This window comes from Streptomyces sp. NPDC031466 (assembly GCF_055581265.1).
Window position 1 is genome coordinate 740,112 of record NZ_JBVIJT010000001.1, and the last position, 15,250, is coordinate 755,361.

At 73.0% G+C, this 15,250-nt stretch carries 11 protein-coding genes and 2 pseudogenes; 5 read left to right on the forward strand and 8 right to left on the reverse strand.

Annotated features, from left to right (window positions below):
* Window positions 1–56: 56 nt before the first annotated feature.
* Both ACZ5GP_RS02735 and ACZ5GP_RS02740 read left to right on the forward strand, forming a co-directional pair.
* Complete coding sequence (locus ACZ5GP_RS02735) at window positions 57–650, forward strand: TetR/AcrR family transcriptional regulator (protein ID WP_468749036.1); 594 nt, start codon at window positions 57–59, stop codon at window positions 648–650.
* Entirely contained in the window at window positions 647–1,507 is an 861-nt protein-coding gene (locus tag ACZ5GP_RS02740) for an alpha/beta fold hydrolase (RefSeq protein WP_468749037.1), read from the forward strand. The genes ACZ5GP_RS02735 and ACZ5GP_RS02740 overlap by 4 nt, the downstream gene beginning before the upstream one ends.
* A gap of 7 nt (window positions 1,508–1,514) precedes the next feature.
* On the opposite strand, the gene ACZ5GP_RS02745 is transcribed toward ACZ5GP_RS02740, so the two are convergent.
* Together ACZ5GP_RS02745 and ACZ5GP_RS02750 are read right to left on the reverse strand one after the other, a co-directional pair.
* Complete coding sequence (locus tag ACZ5GP_RS02745; protein WP_468749038.1) at window positions 1,515–1,955, reverse strand: OsmC family protein; 441 nt, start codon at window positions 1,953–1,955, stop codon at window positions 1,515–1,517.
* Between the two features lie 49 nt (window positions 1,956–2,004).
* The gene (locus tag ACZ5GP_RS02750; protein WP_468749039.1) at window positions 2,005–3,294 is read right to left on the reverse strand and encodes a DUF6777 domain-containing protein; all 1,290 of its coding nucleotides are present in this window, start codon (window positions 3,292–3,294) and stop codon (window positions 2,005–2,007) included.
* A 183-nt stretch (window positions 3,295–3,477) separates the two neighbouring features.
* On the opposite strand from ACZ5GP_RS02750, the gene ACZ5GP_RS02755 reads away from it, so the two are divergent.
* The gene (locus tag ACZ5GP_RS02755) at window positions 3,478–4,776 is read left to right on the forward strand and encodes a streptophobe family protein (RefSeq protein WP_468749040.1); all 1,299 of its coding nucleotides are present in this window, start codon (window positions 3,478–3,480) and stop codon (window positions 4,774–4,776) included.
* A 43-nt stretch (window positions 4,777–4,819) separates the two neighbouring features.
* Here the strand turns inward: ACZ5GP_RS02755 and ACZ5GP_RS02760 are convergent, their stop codons facing one another.
* The 3 genes from ACZ5GP_RS02760 to ACZ5GP_RS02770 are packed head-to-tail and all read right to left on the reverse strand — an operon-like array spanning window position 4,820 to window position 9,176.
* The gene (locus tag ACZ5GP_RS02760; RefSeq protein ID WP_468749041.1) at window positions 4,820–5,836 is read right to left on the reverse strand and encodes a serine/threonine-protein kinase; all 1,017 of its coding nucleotides are present in this window, start codon (window positions 5,834–5,836) and stop codon (window positions 4,820–4,822) included.
* Window positions 5,836–6,798: a hypothetical protein gene (locus tag ACZ5GP_RS02765; RefSeq protein WP_468749042.1), complete on the reverse strand. Its 963-nt coding sequence runs from the start codon at window positions 6,796–6,798 to the stop codon at window positions 5,836–5,838. Before ACZ5GP_RS02765 ends, ACZ5GP_RS02760 begins: the two co-directional genes overlap by 1 nt.
* A gap of 11 nt (window positions 6,799–6,809) precedes the next feature.
* Window positions 6,810–9,176 (reverse strand): ABC transporter ATP-binding protein/permease, encoded by a 2,367-nt coding sequence (locus ACZ5GP_RS02770; protein WP_468749043.1) that lies wholly within the window; start codon window positions 9,174–9,176, stop codon window positions 6,810–6,812.
* A 309-nt stretch (window positions 9,177–9,485) separates the two neighbouring features.
* Between ACZ5GP_RS02770 and ACZ5GP_RS02775 the strand changes: the two are divergent.
* Together ACZ5GP_RS02775 and ACZ5GP_RS02780 are read left to right on the forward strand one after the other, a co-directional pair.
* Window positions 9,486–9,737 (forward strand): annotated as a pseudogene (locus ACZ5GP_RS02775) (alpha/beta fold hydrolase); the annotation flags it as partial.
* A gap of 319 nt (window positions 9,738–10,056) precedes the next feature.
* The gene (locus ACZ5GP_RS02780) at window positions 10,057–10,254 is read left to right on the forward strand and encodes an alpha/beta fold hydrolase (protein ID WP_468749078.1); all 198 of its coding nucleotides are present in this window, start codon (window positions 10,057–10,059) and stop codon (window positions 10,252–10,254) included.
* On the opposite strand, the gene ACZ5GP_RS02785 is transcribed toward ACZ5GP_RS02780, so the two are convergent.
* From ACZ5GP_RS02785 to ACZ5GP_RS02795, 3 genes and pseudogenes are all read right to left on the reverse strand, one after another.
* Window positions 10,248–11,213: a glycoside hydrolase family 6 protein gene (locus tag ACZ5GP_RS02785; RefSeq protein WP_468749044.1), complete on the reverse strand. Its 966-nt coding sequence runs from the start codon at window positions 11,211–11,213 to the stop codon at window positions 10,248–10,250. The two genes, ACZ5GP_RS02780 and ACZ5GP_RS02785, sit on opposite strands and share 7 nt — an antisense overlap.
* A gap of 145 nt (window positions 11,214–11,358) precedes the next feature.
* Window positions 11,359–12,426, reverse strand: a pseudogene (locus tag ACZ5GP_RS02790) (glycoside hydrolase family 10 protein); the annotation flags it as partial.
* A gap of 566 nt (window positions 12,427–12,992) precedes the next feature.
* Entirely contained in the window at window positions 12,993–15,224 is a 2,232-nt protein-coding gene (locus ACZ5GP_RS02795; RefSeq protein ID WP_468749045.1) for a glycoside hydrolase family 3 N-terminal domain-containing protein, read from the reverse strand.
* Window positions 15,225–15,250: the final 26 nt, after the last annotated feature.

A 15,250-nucleotide genomic window follows, 5' to 3' on the forward strand; every position in this document is an offset into this window, starting at 1 on the left:
TGCTTTCCTAGGGCCCCTAGTTTATAACTAGGGGCCCTAGGTACAAGGGAGGCTGTATGGCGCGGGCAGGGCTGACGGCGGAGCGGGTGACGCTCGCGGCTGCCGAGTTGGCGGACGAGGCCGGTTTCGGGCAGGTGAGCATGGTGCGGGTCGCGCGACGGCTCGGCGTGAAGGACGCGAGTCTGTACGCGCACGTCCGCGGTCTGGAGGACCTGCGGGGGCGCATCGCGTTGCTCGCCGCGGACGAGAAGACCCTCCGGATCGCGGAGGCGACCGCCGGACGGGCGGGCAAGGACGCGCTCGTCGCGTTCGCCGACGCCTGGCGCGACTACGCCCACGAGCACCCCGGCCGCTATCTGGCGACGCAGACCTCGATCGCCATCGACCCCGAGCTGGCCGCCCGGGCGCCCGGACCCCGGCGGGCCGTCGAGCTGACGTACAGCATGCTCCGCGGCTACGGCCTCGCCGAACCCGATCTCACCGACGCGGTACGGCTGTTGCGCAGCACGTTCCACGGGTTCGTCGCCCTGGAGGCGGCGGAGGGCTTCGGGCACACGCGGCCGGTGCGGCAGTCCTGGATCCGCGCCCTCGACGCCCTCCACACCCTCCTGGAGCACTGGCCCACGTCCGACGAAGGAGCATCCTCATGAGCGGCCCCACCCACGGCAGGCTGCGCGTAAGCGGCGCGAGTCTGCACTACGAAGTGCGCGGGCGAGGTCCGCTTCTGCTGCTGATCCCGGGGGGAACCGGCGGTGCGGCCGCCTTCGATCCCGTCGCCGACGAGCTGGCAGCCGAGTACACCGTCGCGACCTACGACCCGCGCGGCATGTCCCGCAGTCCGCTGGACGATCGCGATGCCGAGCAGCAGGTCGCCGAGCACGCGGACGACGCCTCGCGCATCCTCGACCTGCTGTCACCCGGCGAACCCGCACGGGTCTTCGGCGCCAGCTCGGGGGCGATCGCCGCGGTGCACCTGCTGACCGCCCGCCCCGAGCGCGTCGAACGCGTCGTGGCCCACGAGCCGCCACTGGTGGAGGTTCTGCCGGACGCGCGCGAGCACCGGGCGCTGCTCGCGCGCGTGCGGGAGACGTTCCGTGCGGAGGGGGTCATGCCGGCGATGTCCGTTTTCGCAGCCGGACTGGCCGGGGGGCGGGGGGAGGTCGCGGGCACGGCAGGCTCCGCCCGGCGGGAGGAGACCGAACTCACCCTCCCGCCCCAGGCGGCGGCCCGGGCCGAGCGGACGATGGCCGACCTGCCGTACTTCGTGAGCCGCATCGTGCCCGCGTTCATGGCCCATGTTCCCGACATGAGCCGCCTTGAGGCGCTGTCCGACCGGCTCGTGCTCGCCGGCGGCGAGGACTCCCGCGGCGAACTCCCCTACCGGACGGCCGCGTTCCTGGCCGAACGTCTCGGCACGGACTTGCTGCACTTCCCCGGCGGACACACCGGCCTGACCACGCACCCGGCAGCCTTCGTCGAGCACATGGCGAAGGCGCTGCGCACCTGACGGTGCATCAGGCCTCGCCGGTGCCGTCGGAGACGCTCACGGTGACCGGGGTGCCCGCCTCGACCGTGCGGCTGACCGTGCACAGCCGGTCGTGCGACGTCTTCACGGCCCGGGGCAGGATGGTGCGGGCGCGCTCCCCCGACGGACCGTCCGGGAACGTGACGTGGAAGGTGACCCCGAGGTCCGACAGCCGGTTGCCGCCCTCGTCCTCGACCTTGGTGCCGGTCACGGCGACGGTGAACGCGGTCGGTTCCTCGTGGCGGCTCGTGGCGACCTCCACGTCGGCCGCGCTGCAACCGCCGATCGCCGCGAGGAACAACTCGACCGGCGTGAAGTCGGCACCCCCGCCGGTGCCGAAGGTCAGCCTGCTCCCCCGGGCGTTGGTCACGGTGAACCGGCCGGGGCCCGCCCGCTCGATGGTGACGGAACGCAGCGCATTGTCAGTCATGCGAGGAGAGTACTGTCCCGCCGTCGCCGTACCAGCGACATCCGCTCGCTCACGGGCTCCCGTCCACCTCGGGGGACGACGGCGGCGGCGCGGGCTCGGACGCGGGCGATTCCTCCTCGCCCGAGGAGGGCGGCTGCGTGGCGGGCGAGGAGGGCGGCGCCGATGAGGAGGGCGGCAGCACCGACGAGGGCGGGCACGAGCTTGCCGGGGGCGCCCCCGGGGACCGCGCGTCGCACGGCGGCGTACTGGCCGTCGAGGTCGACTCGTCGGGGGACGGGGTGTCCGGGTGCCGCGAGGGAGGTCTGGTCACCGGAGGCTTCGTCTTCTTGTCACCGGTGCCCGTGTCGCCCTTGCCCCGGGTGAACCAGTCACCGCCGTCCGGGTCGTACACGACGAACTGGTTCACGACCTGGGTGGCGGGCGCCACGACCACGACGTTCGAGGGCCGGTACCCGGGCCACGCGTCGCCCGTCTGCCGCGGTGTGCTCTTCTGCGCGACGGGCGGCAGCAGCGGGTTGCCGCAGGCGCAGCGCACCCGCGGCACGCCGTGGTCGTCGACCAGTACCGCGGTGCCGGTCTGCAGCACGGCCTGGTAGCCGGTGGCACGGCCGTCGCGGTAGCCGTGGTTGGTCACGCGGGTGTCCAGCCGCAGGTGTACGGGCGTGAGCGAGCGCAGGTAGCGGGGGACGCCGGACGGTTCGATGTCGAGGACGGAGGCGAACGCCTTGTTCTTCGCCGGGTCCTTCTGGAGTGCGCCGACCTGCTTCTCCACGTCGCAGCTGCCGACCTTCCGCGTCCCGCCGTAGAGACCGGGCGCCGCGCCGTCGACGCCGCGCGTCACGTTGGCCGAGGCGGACGAGCTGGGCAGCTCGCTCGGGGAGGGTGGCGTGGAGCCCTCGCGGGCCGTCGACTCGGTGAAGGGGTCGGGCCCCGACTTGCCCGCGGGCTGGAGGAGGACCTCGCCGCCCGACTCCGACGAGCCCTCGGGGCGGGTGAGGACGACGGCCAGGATCACGGCGGCCACCACCGCGGCGGAGATCGCCGCGACGCGGGGCGCCGACTTCCACCACGGGCGACCTCCTCCGCGACCGGCACCGGAGCCGCCCCCGCCCGGGCCGTCGGACCCGCCGCCGCGGCCCCCGCCACCGGCCGGACCGCTCGGCGGGCCGCCGCTCGGCGGGCCCGAGGGCCGCGCGCCACCCGGAGGCGGCGTCGAGCCGGCGGGGCTCGCGCCCGCCCGGGTCTCGCCCGGTCCCGAGGGGCTCGGCTGCGAAGGACCCGAGAGCGGGCCCGAAGGGGGTCCTGTGGGGCGTCCTGACGACGGCGGTTCGACGCTCACGAACACTTCCCTGTGTAGGGGGATCGGCGACGTACCTTTTATTCCGGTACGCGCCTATTGTGTGCCTCGACGTCCGGGGGCCCGCAAGCCGACGCCGGTCGGCCTTCCCGAAAGCCCTCCCGAAAGCCCTGCCGAAGGCCCTCTCGAAAGGCGGACCGGTCCCGCGCTGCTTAGCGTGGCACCGTGAGCGAGCAGACACCGCCGCCGCGGGCCGGGGCGCAACGCGCGGAGCAGAGCCGACGGGCCCCTCATGGCTGGCCCCATGCCCTTGCGGCCGTGCTCGCCTCCTTGGCGGCCATGGCCGTCGTCGCCGGGCTCGGCCTGTGGGCCGCGGGAGCCGCCGACCTGCCCGGCGGGGCGTTCCCGAGTGTCGTGGCGGCCGTCGTCGTCATGGCGGTCGGCGGCTCCGTCGGGCTCTCCGGCGACGCCGGGATGATCGCCGAGACGGACGCGGGGCTCTCCGTGCTCCCGCTCTCCGTCAGCCTCGTCGGCGCCCTGGTGATCGCCGCCGGATTCCTCCGGCCGCTGCGGCACCGGGCCGTCGCCGACGTACGGGAACTCGCCGGCTGGGCCGCCCGGATCGCGGTGCTGTGGGTGCTGCTGCTCACCGGCCTCGGGCTGCTGGCCCGGCACCGCTTCGCGATCGCGCTCGGCGACGGGCCCGCCGCGGAGATCGGCGATCTGCTGGACTCCTCGCCCGAGGTCGGATTCACGACGGACGTGCCGCTGACCCTCGTCTTCGGACTGCTGTGGCTCGCGGGCGTCCTCGTCGTGGCACTGTCCGTCTCGCGCGGGGCCCCGCTCCCCGCCCGCCTGCTGCGCTTCCAGGAATCGGTGCGTCCCGCGGCGTTCGCCATGGTGTTCCTGCTGCTGTCGTACGCCGCCCTGGGGCTCGCCGCCGGCCTCGTCGTGGCGGCGACCCGCGGCCATGCCGCCGAGACGTTCGCGGTGCTGCTGCTCGGGTTGCCCAACCTCGTCTGGCTCGCCTTCACCCTGGGGCTCGGCGCGTCCTGGGAGGGCCGGGTCGACGGTCCGTTCGGACTGCCCATGCCGCGGGTCCTCGACGAGGTGCTGCGCACGCCGGCCGATTCCACGCTCAGCCTGCGGACCCTCGCCGAGTACGACGGGCGGGTGTGGTGGCTGCTGGTCGTCGCGGCGGTCCTGGTGCCGACGGCGGCATTCCTGATGGCGGTCCGCTCCCCGGCACGGATGCGGGCCTGGCAGCACGCCGTGCACATGGCGGTGGCGCTGGCCCTCACCGTGCTCGCCGTCTGTCTCCTGGCGGGCGTGTCGGCCCACTACGGGCTCTCGCTCCTCGACATCGGAGATCTCGGCGGGGGTTTGTCCGGCCTCGTGGAGCTGCGGCCGCACCTCTGGAAGGCGCTGCTCCTGGCCGTTGCCTGGGGTCTGGTCTCGGGGTTCCTCGGCGGGGTGCTGGCGCGGCGGGTCCACCGGAGGGGCGAGGTGCGGGTCGGGGCCTGACCTGGCATGGGCTGTGCGGTCGGCCGTCGGGAGACCGGCCGCTCTATCCGGTCAGCCGCCGGAAGACCGGCTGGGCCCAGCGGGGAGGGTCGGGGGGCGCGCCCGGGTGGGCCGGGACCGGCTCGACGCGGCGGTCCACCCTCGTCGGGGGGTGACCGCCCGTCCTGCTGCCCATGGCCGCGGCCCGCAGCGTGGCGGCGAATTCCAGGCACGACCCGTACCGTTCCTCCGGACTCTTGGCCAGCGCCTTCGCGAGGACCCCGTCGAGGCCGGCGGGAACACCCGGCCGCTTCTCCGTCAGGCGGGGCGGCTGGTCGTACTGATGGGCCCAGAGGAGGGCGATGTCGTCGTCGCGCTGGAACGGCGGCCCGCCCGCCATGGTCTCGTACACGACGCAGGCGAGGCTGTAGACATCGCATCGGCCGTCCACCGGGCGGCCCGATATCTGCTCCGGCGCCACGTAGTCGAGGGTCCCGACGAACTGGCCCACGGTCGTGAATCCCGTCAGCGACAAGGACTTCTTCGTCAGGCCGAAGTCCGTGAGGTAGGCGTGCTCCGGGTGGTCGCTGTCCGTGCCCTTGGCGATGAGAATGTTGCCGGGCTTGACGTCCCGGTGGACCAGGCCGTGGTCGTGCGCCGCGTCGAGCGCGGACGCGATCTGGGTGGCGATGCGCAGCGCGGCCGTGACGGAGAGCGGGCCGCCGTGGTCGAGCAGGTGGCGCAAATCGCTGCCGGGCACGTACCGCATGGCGATGTAGAGCACCCCGTCCGTCTCGCCCGCCTCGAAGACGGGCACGATGTGCGGGTGTTCGATCGCGGCGGCGACGCGTGACTCGTGCGTGAAGCGCCGCCGGAAGGTGTCGTTGCGGGCGAGTTCCGGGGCGAGCAGCTTGAGGGCGACGGTCCGGTCGAGGCGCAGGTCCCTGGCGCGGTAGACCACGGCCATGCCGCCGCGGCCGATCTCACCCTCGACCCGGTAGTCCGCGATCCGCTGCCCGATCAGCTCGGAGGGCCGCCCGGAGTGCGGGCTCGGGCCGCCCTCGCCCGGCGCGGCCGCCATCAGGCGTCACCGGGCCGGAGCGGCTGATCGGGTTCGTCCCCCTCGGGCGGGAGAAACGGGGCGGGGTGCCCGCCGTGCGGGGCGTGCAGTTCCTCGACCACCTGCGTCTCCCCCGGCCCCACCGCCTCGCCCACCACGCGCGTCGGCTCAGGTCCCACCACCCGCGTCGGCTCAGGCCTCACCGCCTCGCCCACCGCCCGCGCCCCACCTGGCCCCACCGCCTCGCCCACCATCTGCGTCTCCCCCGGCGCCACTGCCTCGCCCACCACCCGCGTCGGCTCAGGCCCTGCCCCCTCATTTGCCACCCGCGTCTCCCCCGGCCCCGCCCCGGCGGTCGAACCGTCGGTTCCGTCGGTCGGGTCCTGCGCGGCGGGGACGAGGCGGGTCGGTTCCTCGTCGGGCGGACGGGAAGTGCCGGGGCCGGTGGCGGCTGCCCGTGGGGGGTCAGCGGCCTCGTGGTCATCGCCGCGCCTCCCGGTGGCAGGCCCTTCCGTCGCCGCGTACGTACTGAGCCGCGTTCCGTCGCAGTACACCCACCGCTCGTGGTCGGCGTCGTAGAGCCACACCGATTCGCCCTCCACGACCACGCCCACGCGCAGTCCGTGCGTCCCGCGCCGGAAGGACTCCCCGTCGTCGCCGCCCGCCAGTTCCTCCGCCGCACGCCGGTAGCGGCCGAGGGCGTCCTCGGTCCTGGCCAACAGCGGACGCGGGTCCGCCGTGCGGGTCAGGGGGCCGCTCGCGCCCGGTGGATCGCGCGGCACGGCGAGCAGGAGCCGGCCGTCGACCCACGCCGACCAGCCGTTGGCGCACACGATGCGGCCCCAGTCGCCGAGCCGGTCGACCAGCTGCACGGGCAGCAGCGCGTCGAGGGGGGCCGTCGGACGCTCCACGTCGGGTGCCTCCCAGGCGGGCAGTCCGTCCTGGGGAACCACATGGGTGGGGCGGAAGTCCGCGGGGGTCATCGCCGGCGCTCCTACTTCCGCATCACGGCGGGTTCATGGCGGCGCAGCAGCCTGGCGACCACGTATCCGAAGACGGCCGACAGGACCACCAGCATCCCCATGTCGAGCAGCCAGACACCCGCGGAGTGCCGGAACAGCGGGTCGGTGGTCAGTTCGCCCGGGACGATCCTGCCGAGGCCGATGGTGCCAGCCATGGCCCCCAGCGCCCAGCGCGAGGGCACCAGCCACGCCAGTTGCTCGACGCCGGGCACACCGTTCAGTTTGAGGAGCGCGCCGCAGAAGACCACCTGGACGATGGCGAGGAACACGAGCAGCGGCATCGTCACCTCTTCCTTGCGCACCAGCGCCGATACGAGCAGGCCCAGCATCATGGCGGTGAACGCCAGCAGGGCCACCGCGAGGGCGACTTCCACCAGCGGTGGCAGCAACACCCCTTCGCCGCCGGGCGCGTTGAGATCGACGCCGAGGAGAGCGACGAGGGTCAGCACGACGGCCTGGAGCACCGTGACCGTGCCGAGGACGACGACCTTGGACATCAGGTACGCCGATCTGGAGAGCCCCACCGCCCGTTCCCGCCGGTAGATGACGCGTTCCTTGACCAGTTCGCGCACCGCGTTGGCGGCACCGGTCAGGACTCCGCCGACGCAGAGGATGAGCAGCGCGTTCATCGCCGTCTCCTGCGTGAGCCGGCTTCCGGCCAGCGCGCGGGCCATGGCGCCCATCACGAACGGCAGGGCGATCATGATGGCGAGGAACGTGCGGTCCGCGCCGAGCGCGGCCGCGTACCGCCGCACCAGCGTGCGCAGTTGGGATCCCCAGCTCTGCGGCTTCGGGGGCGGCGCGAAGGAGCCGGGCGTGGCCGGGCCGTCCTGCGGGAGGGGCCTCGGGAACGGCTGCGCGGAGGAGTTGACGATGTAGCGCTGGTGCAGCGGAGAGAGGTGGTAGTCCCGCGCCCAGTTCCGGTCGCGGTCGCCTTCGAAGGCCTCGAACGCCTCCGGCCACTGCGGGAAGCCGAAGAACGGCAGCGCGTCCCGCGGCGGCCCGTAATAGGCGATCTTCCCGCCCGCGGCGAGGACGAGGAGCCGGTCGCACACGTCGAGGCTGAGCACGCTGTGCGTGACGACGATGACCGTGCGGCCGTCGTCGGCGAGGCCGCGCAGCATGTGCATCACCGAGCGGTCCATGCCGGGGTCGAGCCCGGACGTGGGCTCGTCGAGGAAGAGCAGCGAGGGCTTGGTGAGCAGTTCGAGTGCGACGCTCACGCGTTTGCGCTGGCCGCCCGAGAGGCTGTGGATGGGCTGGTCGGCGCGCTGTTCCAGACCGAGTTCGCGGATGACCTCGTCGACTCTGGCCCGGCGTTCCGCCCGCTCGGTGTCCTGGGGGAAGCGGAGTTCGGCGGCGTAGCCGAGGGCGCGGCGCACGGTCAGCTGGGCGTGCAGGATGTCGTCCTGCGGTACGAGGCCGATGCGCTGGCGCAGCTCCGCGTAGTCGCGGTAGAGGTCGCGGCCGTCGTAGAGGACGGTGCCGCCGTCCGCGGGGCGCAGCCCGGTGAGGGCGTTGAGCAGGGTGGACTTCCCCGCGCCGCTGGGTCCGACGACGGCCAGCAGGCACTTCTCGCCGACGGGGAACGAGACCTGGTCGAGGAGTGTCTTGCGGCCCCGGTCGACGGTGACCGTCAGGCCCTGGACGTCGAGAGACACCTCGCCCGTGTCGACGTACTCCTGCAGCTGGTCGCCGACGAGGCAGTACGCGCGGTGGCCGACGCCGACGATGTCCCCCGGCGCGACGGGCGCGCGGTCCACCGGCTGGCCGTTGAGGTAGGTACCGTTGTGGCTGCCGAGGTCGACGATCTCGTACGTACCGTCCGGGAGGACCCTCAGTTCGGCGTGCCGGCGGGAGACGACCAAATCGTCGATGACCACGTCGTTGTCGTCGGCGCGGCCGATGCGGACGGTGCGGGTGGGCAGCGGGCGCACGGTCGTCGGCTGCCGGAAGGTGCCGGTGGCCGAGGGCGTGCTGACGGAGGAGGGGCGTTCGGGAGCGCGGGGTTCGGGCGGAGTGCGGCCGACGACCACCGCGCGCGGGCCGTCGGTGACGCTGCCGAAGCGGATGACGCTGCCCGGCCCGATGTCCCCCTCCTCGACGCGCCGCCCGTCGGCGTACGTTCCGTTGGTGCTGTGCTCGTCCTCGATGGTCCAGTGATCGAGCTCGGCGTGGAGGACGGCGTGATGCCACGAGACGCGGGCGTCGTCGATGACGATGTCGCTCAGCGGGTCGCGCCCCACGTGATAGTCCCGGATCGGACTCATCACCGTGGAGCCGGTGTCGGTCTCCAGCACGAGTTCGGGCGCAGTCGGCGCCACAGGCCGCTTCCCCATGCCAAAATTCTACCCATTCGCCCGTATCTCCGCCTGGGGTCGCCGCCACCGGCCGCCACCGGCCCGGTGAGCACGAGGGCGATCAGCGCCTGGGCGATGAGTTCGGGCAGTGGATCGGGGCTGCCCAGGCATGACGCGAATCCTTGAGGTGGCTGCCGCGCCCGACCTCGACCGCGCGACGCGGCCGCCCTACGACGACGTACTCCCGGAGACCCGATGACCACGGTCCACGCCAATGGGGTCGCCCTCGGCATCGAATCGTTCGGTGACGACGACGCGCCCCTCGTCCTGCTCGCGGGCGGGACGACGATGCTCTCCTGGCCCGACGCGCTGTGCGAGCGCCTCGCCGCCGGCGGCCGCCGCGTGGTGCGCTACGACCTGCGCGACAGCGGGGAGTCGACCACCGCGGACCCGCGGGCGCCCGTCTACACCCTGCGCGACCTCGCCGCCGACGCGGCGGCCCTCGCCGGCGCGCTCGGCGGGCGGCCCGCGCACCTCGCGGGGATCGGCGTCGGGGGGATGGTCGCGCAGGTGGCCGTGCTCGACCAGCCGGCCGCGTTCTCGGCGCTCACGCTGGTCGGCACCCGCGCGGTGGCCCCCGGCCCGCCCGACGCCGACCTCCCCGACCATGACCGGGCGACGATGAGCCGGCTGTTCGCCCGCCCGCAGCCCGACTGGACCGACCGCGAGGAGGTCGCGGAGTTCGCCGCCGCCGGCGCGGAGATCCGGGGCGACGACCCCGCTGCCGCGCGCGAGATCGCCGCGCGCGTCTGGGACCGCACGCCCGGCACCACGCCCCCGGTCCAGACGGCCAACCAGCTGGGCATGGTGTTCTCCCGGCTCGACTGCGCCCCCCCGCTGGCGCGAGCGCCTGCCCGGGATCGACCTCCCCACGCTCGTCGTCCACGGCCGCCGCGACCCGTTCTTCCCCGTCGGCAACGGCGAGGCGATCGCGCGCGAGATCCCCGGGGCACGGCTGCTGGTCCTCGAAGAGGCCGCCACCGCGATCCCCGGGGCGGCGGCCGGTGAGATCGCCGAGGCGATGCTCACTCTCGGACAAGGGTCCCCGGATCAGTAGCCGTAGATCATCTTGTAGGCGACCTCGGGGAGGAACTGTCCGGCCGTGGAGCCGGTTCCGACGCCGCAGTTGCCGTCGGACTCGCCCGGGGCCTTGATCCACAGGAGCATCTCGGCGCCACCGCCCAGTTGGGTGGGGGTGCCGATGCGGCGGCCCGAGGGGTTGCACCACTGGCCGTTGGAGCCGTTGCCGTTGCGGCTGGTGTCCACCACGAACGGCTTGGTGTAGCCGTACCGGGTGCTGAGTTCGCGCTTGACGGCGTTGCCGTACGCGGTGTTCTCGGCCGTGGTCAGGTAGTTGGAGACGTTGAGGGAGAAGCCGTGGGCCTGTCGGAGGCCGGCTTCGTGGAGGCGCCGGGCCATGGTCGACGCGCTCGCCCAGGCCGGGTTGCCCGCGTCGAGGTAGACCCAGGCGTGGGGCGCCCGGCGGCTGAACTCGGCGAGCGCGCCGGTGAGCATGCCCTCGCGTTCGTCGATCTGGGCCTGGGTCATGCAGTCGTAGTCCCCGAGGGAGTCCGGTTCGAGGACGACGACGGCCGGGCGGCTGCCGATGCCGCCCGCGAACTGGGCGATCCAGTCCGCGTAGGCGGACGGCGAGGTGGCTCCGCCCGCGGAGTGCCCGCCGCAGTAGTCGCGGTTGTAGATGTTGTACGCGACGAGAAGGGGCAGCTTGTCCCGGGCGTCCGCGGCGCCCACGTACGCGCCGGCGGCAGTGCCGATGGGGCCGCTCCAGGAGCCGAACCAGCGGGCCATCGGGGTGTTGGCGAGGGACGCGTTGATCGCGGGCGCGCGGCCGTCGTTGGGGTTGGCGGCGACCCACCGCTTCGCGCTGGAGTCGGGGTCCACGTAGAACCCGCTGGTCAGGGTCGTCGGGTCGGCCGCGTGCGCGGCCGGTGCGGCGGTGAGCGCCAGCGGCAGGGAGGAGAGGGCTGCCAGCAGGGCGAGCAGTCTGCGGCGCATGGGAGTACCTCGGTTTTCTGATGGGGTGTCGAGGAGGGGCGGATGGTCGGGGGAGCGCTCCCATGCGTGGGGTCCGATGAGTGGCGCTCCCCCGTTGGGGGTGCCGGACACGGTCCGGCGGTGACGCGTGGAGGTGCGGGAGTTACGGGGTGCGCGCCACCCGGTCGCGGGCCCCGCGGGTGGCGGCGGGGGTGCCGCCCAGCGTCGTCAGCACCGCGTTGTACGCCGGCTTCTTGTTGCCGTTGCGGTCAAACAGCAGCGGGTTCTCCCCACTGCGCCAGGAGTCGCTGTCGCGGATGCCCCAAACCGTGATGCCGGTGCACCGCGCGACGTTCATGCAGGCCCTGACCGTGTTCGCGTACGCGGTCGGTGACGCCTGCGCGATGTCCAGTTCGGTGATCTGGACATCCACGCCGAGGGCGGCGAAGTTCGCCAGCGTCGTCTGGAAACTGGCGGGCGGGCCCCCGGCGCCGAAGTGGGACTGGAGGCCCACGCAGTCGATGGGTACGCCCCGCGCCTTGAAGTCGCGCACCATGCGGTAGACACCCTGGGTCTTGGCGTCGTTCCAGTTCTCGATGTTGTAGTCGTTGTAGCAGAGCTTGGCCGCCGGGTCGGTGGACCGGGCGGTCCGGAACGCCTGCTCGATGAAGCCGCCGCCGAGCACGTCCCGGAAGACCGAGCTGCGGAGCTGGCCACTGGGGCCGTCGGCGAAGGCCTCGTTGACCACGTCCCAGGAGTGGATCCGGCCCTTGTAGCGGTTCATCACGGTGGTGATGTGGTTGTTCATCACGCCGCGCAGGGTGTTCGCGTCCCTGATGGAGCCGACCCAGCCGGGCAGTTGGGAGTGCCAGACGAGCGTGTGGCCGCGCACCCGCTGGCCGTGCGAGCCGGCGCCGTTGACGATCTGGTCGGCAGCACCGAAGTTGAACGACCCGCGGGACGGCTCCGTGGCGTCCCACTTCATCTCGTTCTCCGGCGTGACACTGTTGAACTCACGACCCAGGATGCCGGTGTACGTGCCGTCCCCGAGCCTCCCGGCGGCCACGGCGGCCCCGAAGTAGCGTCCGGACTGGGCGGCTTGAGCGCCGAGGGTGGATGCCTGGGTCGTCGCGTCGGGCACGGCGGCGGCGGTCCCGGTGAGCGCCAGGGCCGCCACGGCAACCAGGGACGACACAGAGGCCCGGCGATGGCCGAACCGCTTCAGTGGATTCATGGTTCTCCTCGTACGGTCGGGTGCGAAGTGGCAGGTGCGGATGGGTACTTCGGTCGGGGACGCGTCGGCCGCGGCCGCTGTGGGAGGCGGCAGGGCACCGGCGGTCAGGCCGGTGGCGACCGCCCAGGCATGCCGACGAGCAGGTTTTGAGGCGTCCATGACATGCGCATCGGTGGGGTTCTCCTTCTACGGACGGCCATGGATGGCCGAGTGGCCCGGAGGTGCCCTGCTCGGTTCGTGTGGTGCGGCTACTGGGTTCGAGATATCGAACGAAGGTCGGCTCATCGAGCATTCTGGATGATAGAGGGCCGCCGAACGCCGTCAATACCTCTCGTAAGAATCGACGCCGACTCCGAAACTTTCGCTGAGCCAGAACCGCTTTCCGCGCAGGGTAGTTGGCCGGAGGTCACGGGTACCGCGCCTGGTCAGGCCACTCCAGGGAGCCGCCACGCGGACCAGGAACGCCCGTCGTTCCGATACTTCCGGATCGGCACACGAAACGTCTCGAGACGTCGCCTTCCGCGCCTCGGGCCGCCGTCTCCCCTTCCAAGACGCCGTCCTTCCGATTACTTGACGCGCGTCTCGCACCACATCCGGCGCTCGTGCCCCACCTCGCGTACCGGCCCGGTCAAGGTGAGCGGCACGGTGTGGTGGACATGGGCACTGGAGGCGGCGAGGTGCAGTTCGAGGGCGCCGGGTTCGACGACGCGCCGGCCGTCGGCGCCGGTGTACGCGGCGAGGTCGGCGGGGAACGTGACGTGGACCTCGGCCGACGCTCCCGCCTCCAGCGGCACCCGGACGTAGCCGACGAGCCGGACCTCGGGGCGGGCGACGGTGCCGACCGGATCATGCAGATAGAGCTGCACGACTTCGGTTCCGGGACGCTCACCGGTGTTGCGGACGGTCAGCCGCAGCACGGTCTCGCCGCCGGTGGCGAACTCCGTGGTGTCGCAGAGCGGTTGGTCCCAGCTGAACGTGGTGTACGACAGGCCGTGCCCGAACGGGTACAGGGGCGTCGGGTCCACGGTGCTGGGGAAGCCATGCCGACCGAGCGGAGGAGCGAGGTACGGCGCCGGCTGCCCCCCCGGATTGCGCGGCACCCCGATGGGCAGGCGCCCGGAGGGGCCGACACGGCCGGAGAGGACGCCCGCGACAGCGCCGCCGCCTTCCTGTCCGGGGAAGAACGCCTGGACCACGGCGGCGGCCCTCTCGGCCCAGCGGCCGAGCGCGTACGGTCTCCCGCCGAGTATCACGATGACGACCGGCGGGCCACAGGCCATCGCCTCGTCCAACAGGTGTCCCTGCTCGTAGGGCAGTTGGAGGTCCTCGGCGTCACAGCCCTCACCCGACGAGCCGCGCCCGAACAGACCCGAGCGGTCCCCGACCACAGCCAGGCAGATGTCGGCCACTGCCGGATCATGGACGAACACGGCGTGCGGGAACTCGACACGCAACGCCTCGGCGAGCGTCGGCACCTCGACGCCCATGGGCAGTTCGGGATGGTGCACGCCCACGTGCCGGGGGAACGTGTAGCAGCCGAGCATGGCGGCCTGCTCGTCGGCGAGCGGTCCGACGACGGCGACGCGCAGCCCGTCTCCCAGCGGCAGCGTCCCGGAGTCGTTGGCGAGCAGGACGACCGACTCCTCCGCCACCTTCCGGGCCACCTCCCGCAGGTGCGGGGGGTTCAGGTCGACGGGCGCCGCGTCCCTGACGGGCTCGGGGTCGGGGTCGAGCAGCCCCAGCTCGCACTTCTGTGTCAGGACGCGCAACGCGGCCCGGTCGAGCAGGTCCTCGGGGGGCGGGTCCGCGGGGTCGAAGCAGCGGGCCGCCGGCAGCTCCACGTCGACGCCGGCGGCGAGGGCGAGCCGTGCGGCGTGGCGCTCCCCGTCGGCGATCCGGTGCGCCTCTTCGAGGAGGGAGACGCCGTAGTAGTCCGAGACCACGGTGCCCGTGAACTGCCATTGCTCGCGCAGAATTTGGGTGAGCAGCTCGGTGTGGGCATGAGCGGGCAGGCCGTCGACGTCGTTGTAGGCGGGCATCACGGAGCGGGCGCCGCCGTCGCGTACCGCCATCTCGAACGGCGGCAGGACCACGTCCGCGAGCTCCCTCGGACCGAGCGAGGCGGGCGCGTGGTTGCGGGCGCCGCGCGAGGCCGCGTATCCGGCGAAGTGCTTGAGCGTGGCGACGATCCCGGCCGACTCCAGGCCCCGCACATACGCGGTGCCGATGGTGCCGACGAGGTGCGGATCCTCACCGATCGCCTCCTCCGTCCGGCCCCAGCGTGGGTCCCGTACGACGTCCAGGACCGGGGCGAGCCCCTGGTGGACGCCGACGGAGCGCATCGACGCGCCGATGCCCCGCGCCATCTCGGTGATCAGCGCGGGGTCGAAGGTGGCGCCCCAGGCCAGCGGGGTGGGGAAGACGGTGGCCCGCCAGGCGGTGAACCCGGTCAGGCACTCCTCGTGGGCGATCGCGGGCAGGGCGAAACGGTTTCCGGCGCGGATAACGCGCTGGAGTTCGGCGAGGCGGGTGACGCCTTCGGCGGGTTCGACGGGCACGGTGCCGAAGGGCCGGGTGAGATGGCCGAGGCCATGCGGCAGCAGGGCGTCGAGAGCGGCGCTGCGGGCCGCATAGGTGTGCTGGCCGGGGGCGACGTCACTGGCCGCGTCGTCGGCGTGCTCGGCGCCGATCCATACGCTGGACAGCTGGGCGGTCTTCTCCTCGGCGGTCATCCGGGCAAGCAGGTCCGCCGCCCGGACGGGTGCGGGCAGAGTGGTGTCCTGCCAGGGCTCGACCATGGGACTCCTCAAGTGCGGTCTCGGAC

Bases quoted from the DNA above. Each gene is read 5' to 3' on its own strand.
- ACZ5GP_RS02735 (WP_468749036.1), top strand. From the start codon at position 57: ATGGCGCGGGCAGGGCTGACGGCGGAGCGGGTGACGCTCGCGGCTGCC.
- ACZ5GP_RS02740 (WP_468749037.1), top strand. From the start codon at position 647: ATGAGCGGCCCCACCCACGGCAGGCTGCGCGTAAGCGGCGCGAGTCTG.
- ACZ5GP_RS02745 (WP_468749038.1), bottom strand. From the start codon at position 1,955: ATGACTGACAATGCGCTGCGTTCCGTCACCATCGAGCGGGCGGGCCCC.
- ACZ5GP_RS02760 (WP_468749041.1), bottom strand. From the start codon at position 5,836: ATGGCGGCCGCGCCGGGCGAGGGCGGCCCGAGCCCGCACTCCGGGCGG.
- ACZ5GP_RS02765 (WP_468749042.1), bottom strand. From the start codon at position 6,798: ATGACCCCCGCGGACTTCCGCCCCACCCATGTGGTTCCCCAGGACGGA.
- ACZ5GP_RS02770 (WP_468749043.1), bottom strand. From the start codon at position 9,176: ATGGGGAAGCGGCCTGTGGCGCCGACTGCGCCCGAACTCGTGCTGGAG.
- ACZ5GP_RS02785 (WP_468749044.1), bottom strand. From the start codon at position 11,213: ATGCGCCGCAGACTGCTCGCCCTGCTGGCAGCCCTCTCCTCCCTGCCG.
- ACZ5GP_RS02795 (WP_468749045.1), bottom strand. From the start codon at position 15,224: ATGGTCGAGCCCTGGCAGGACACCACTCTGCCCGCACCCGTCCGGGCG.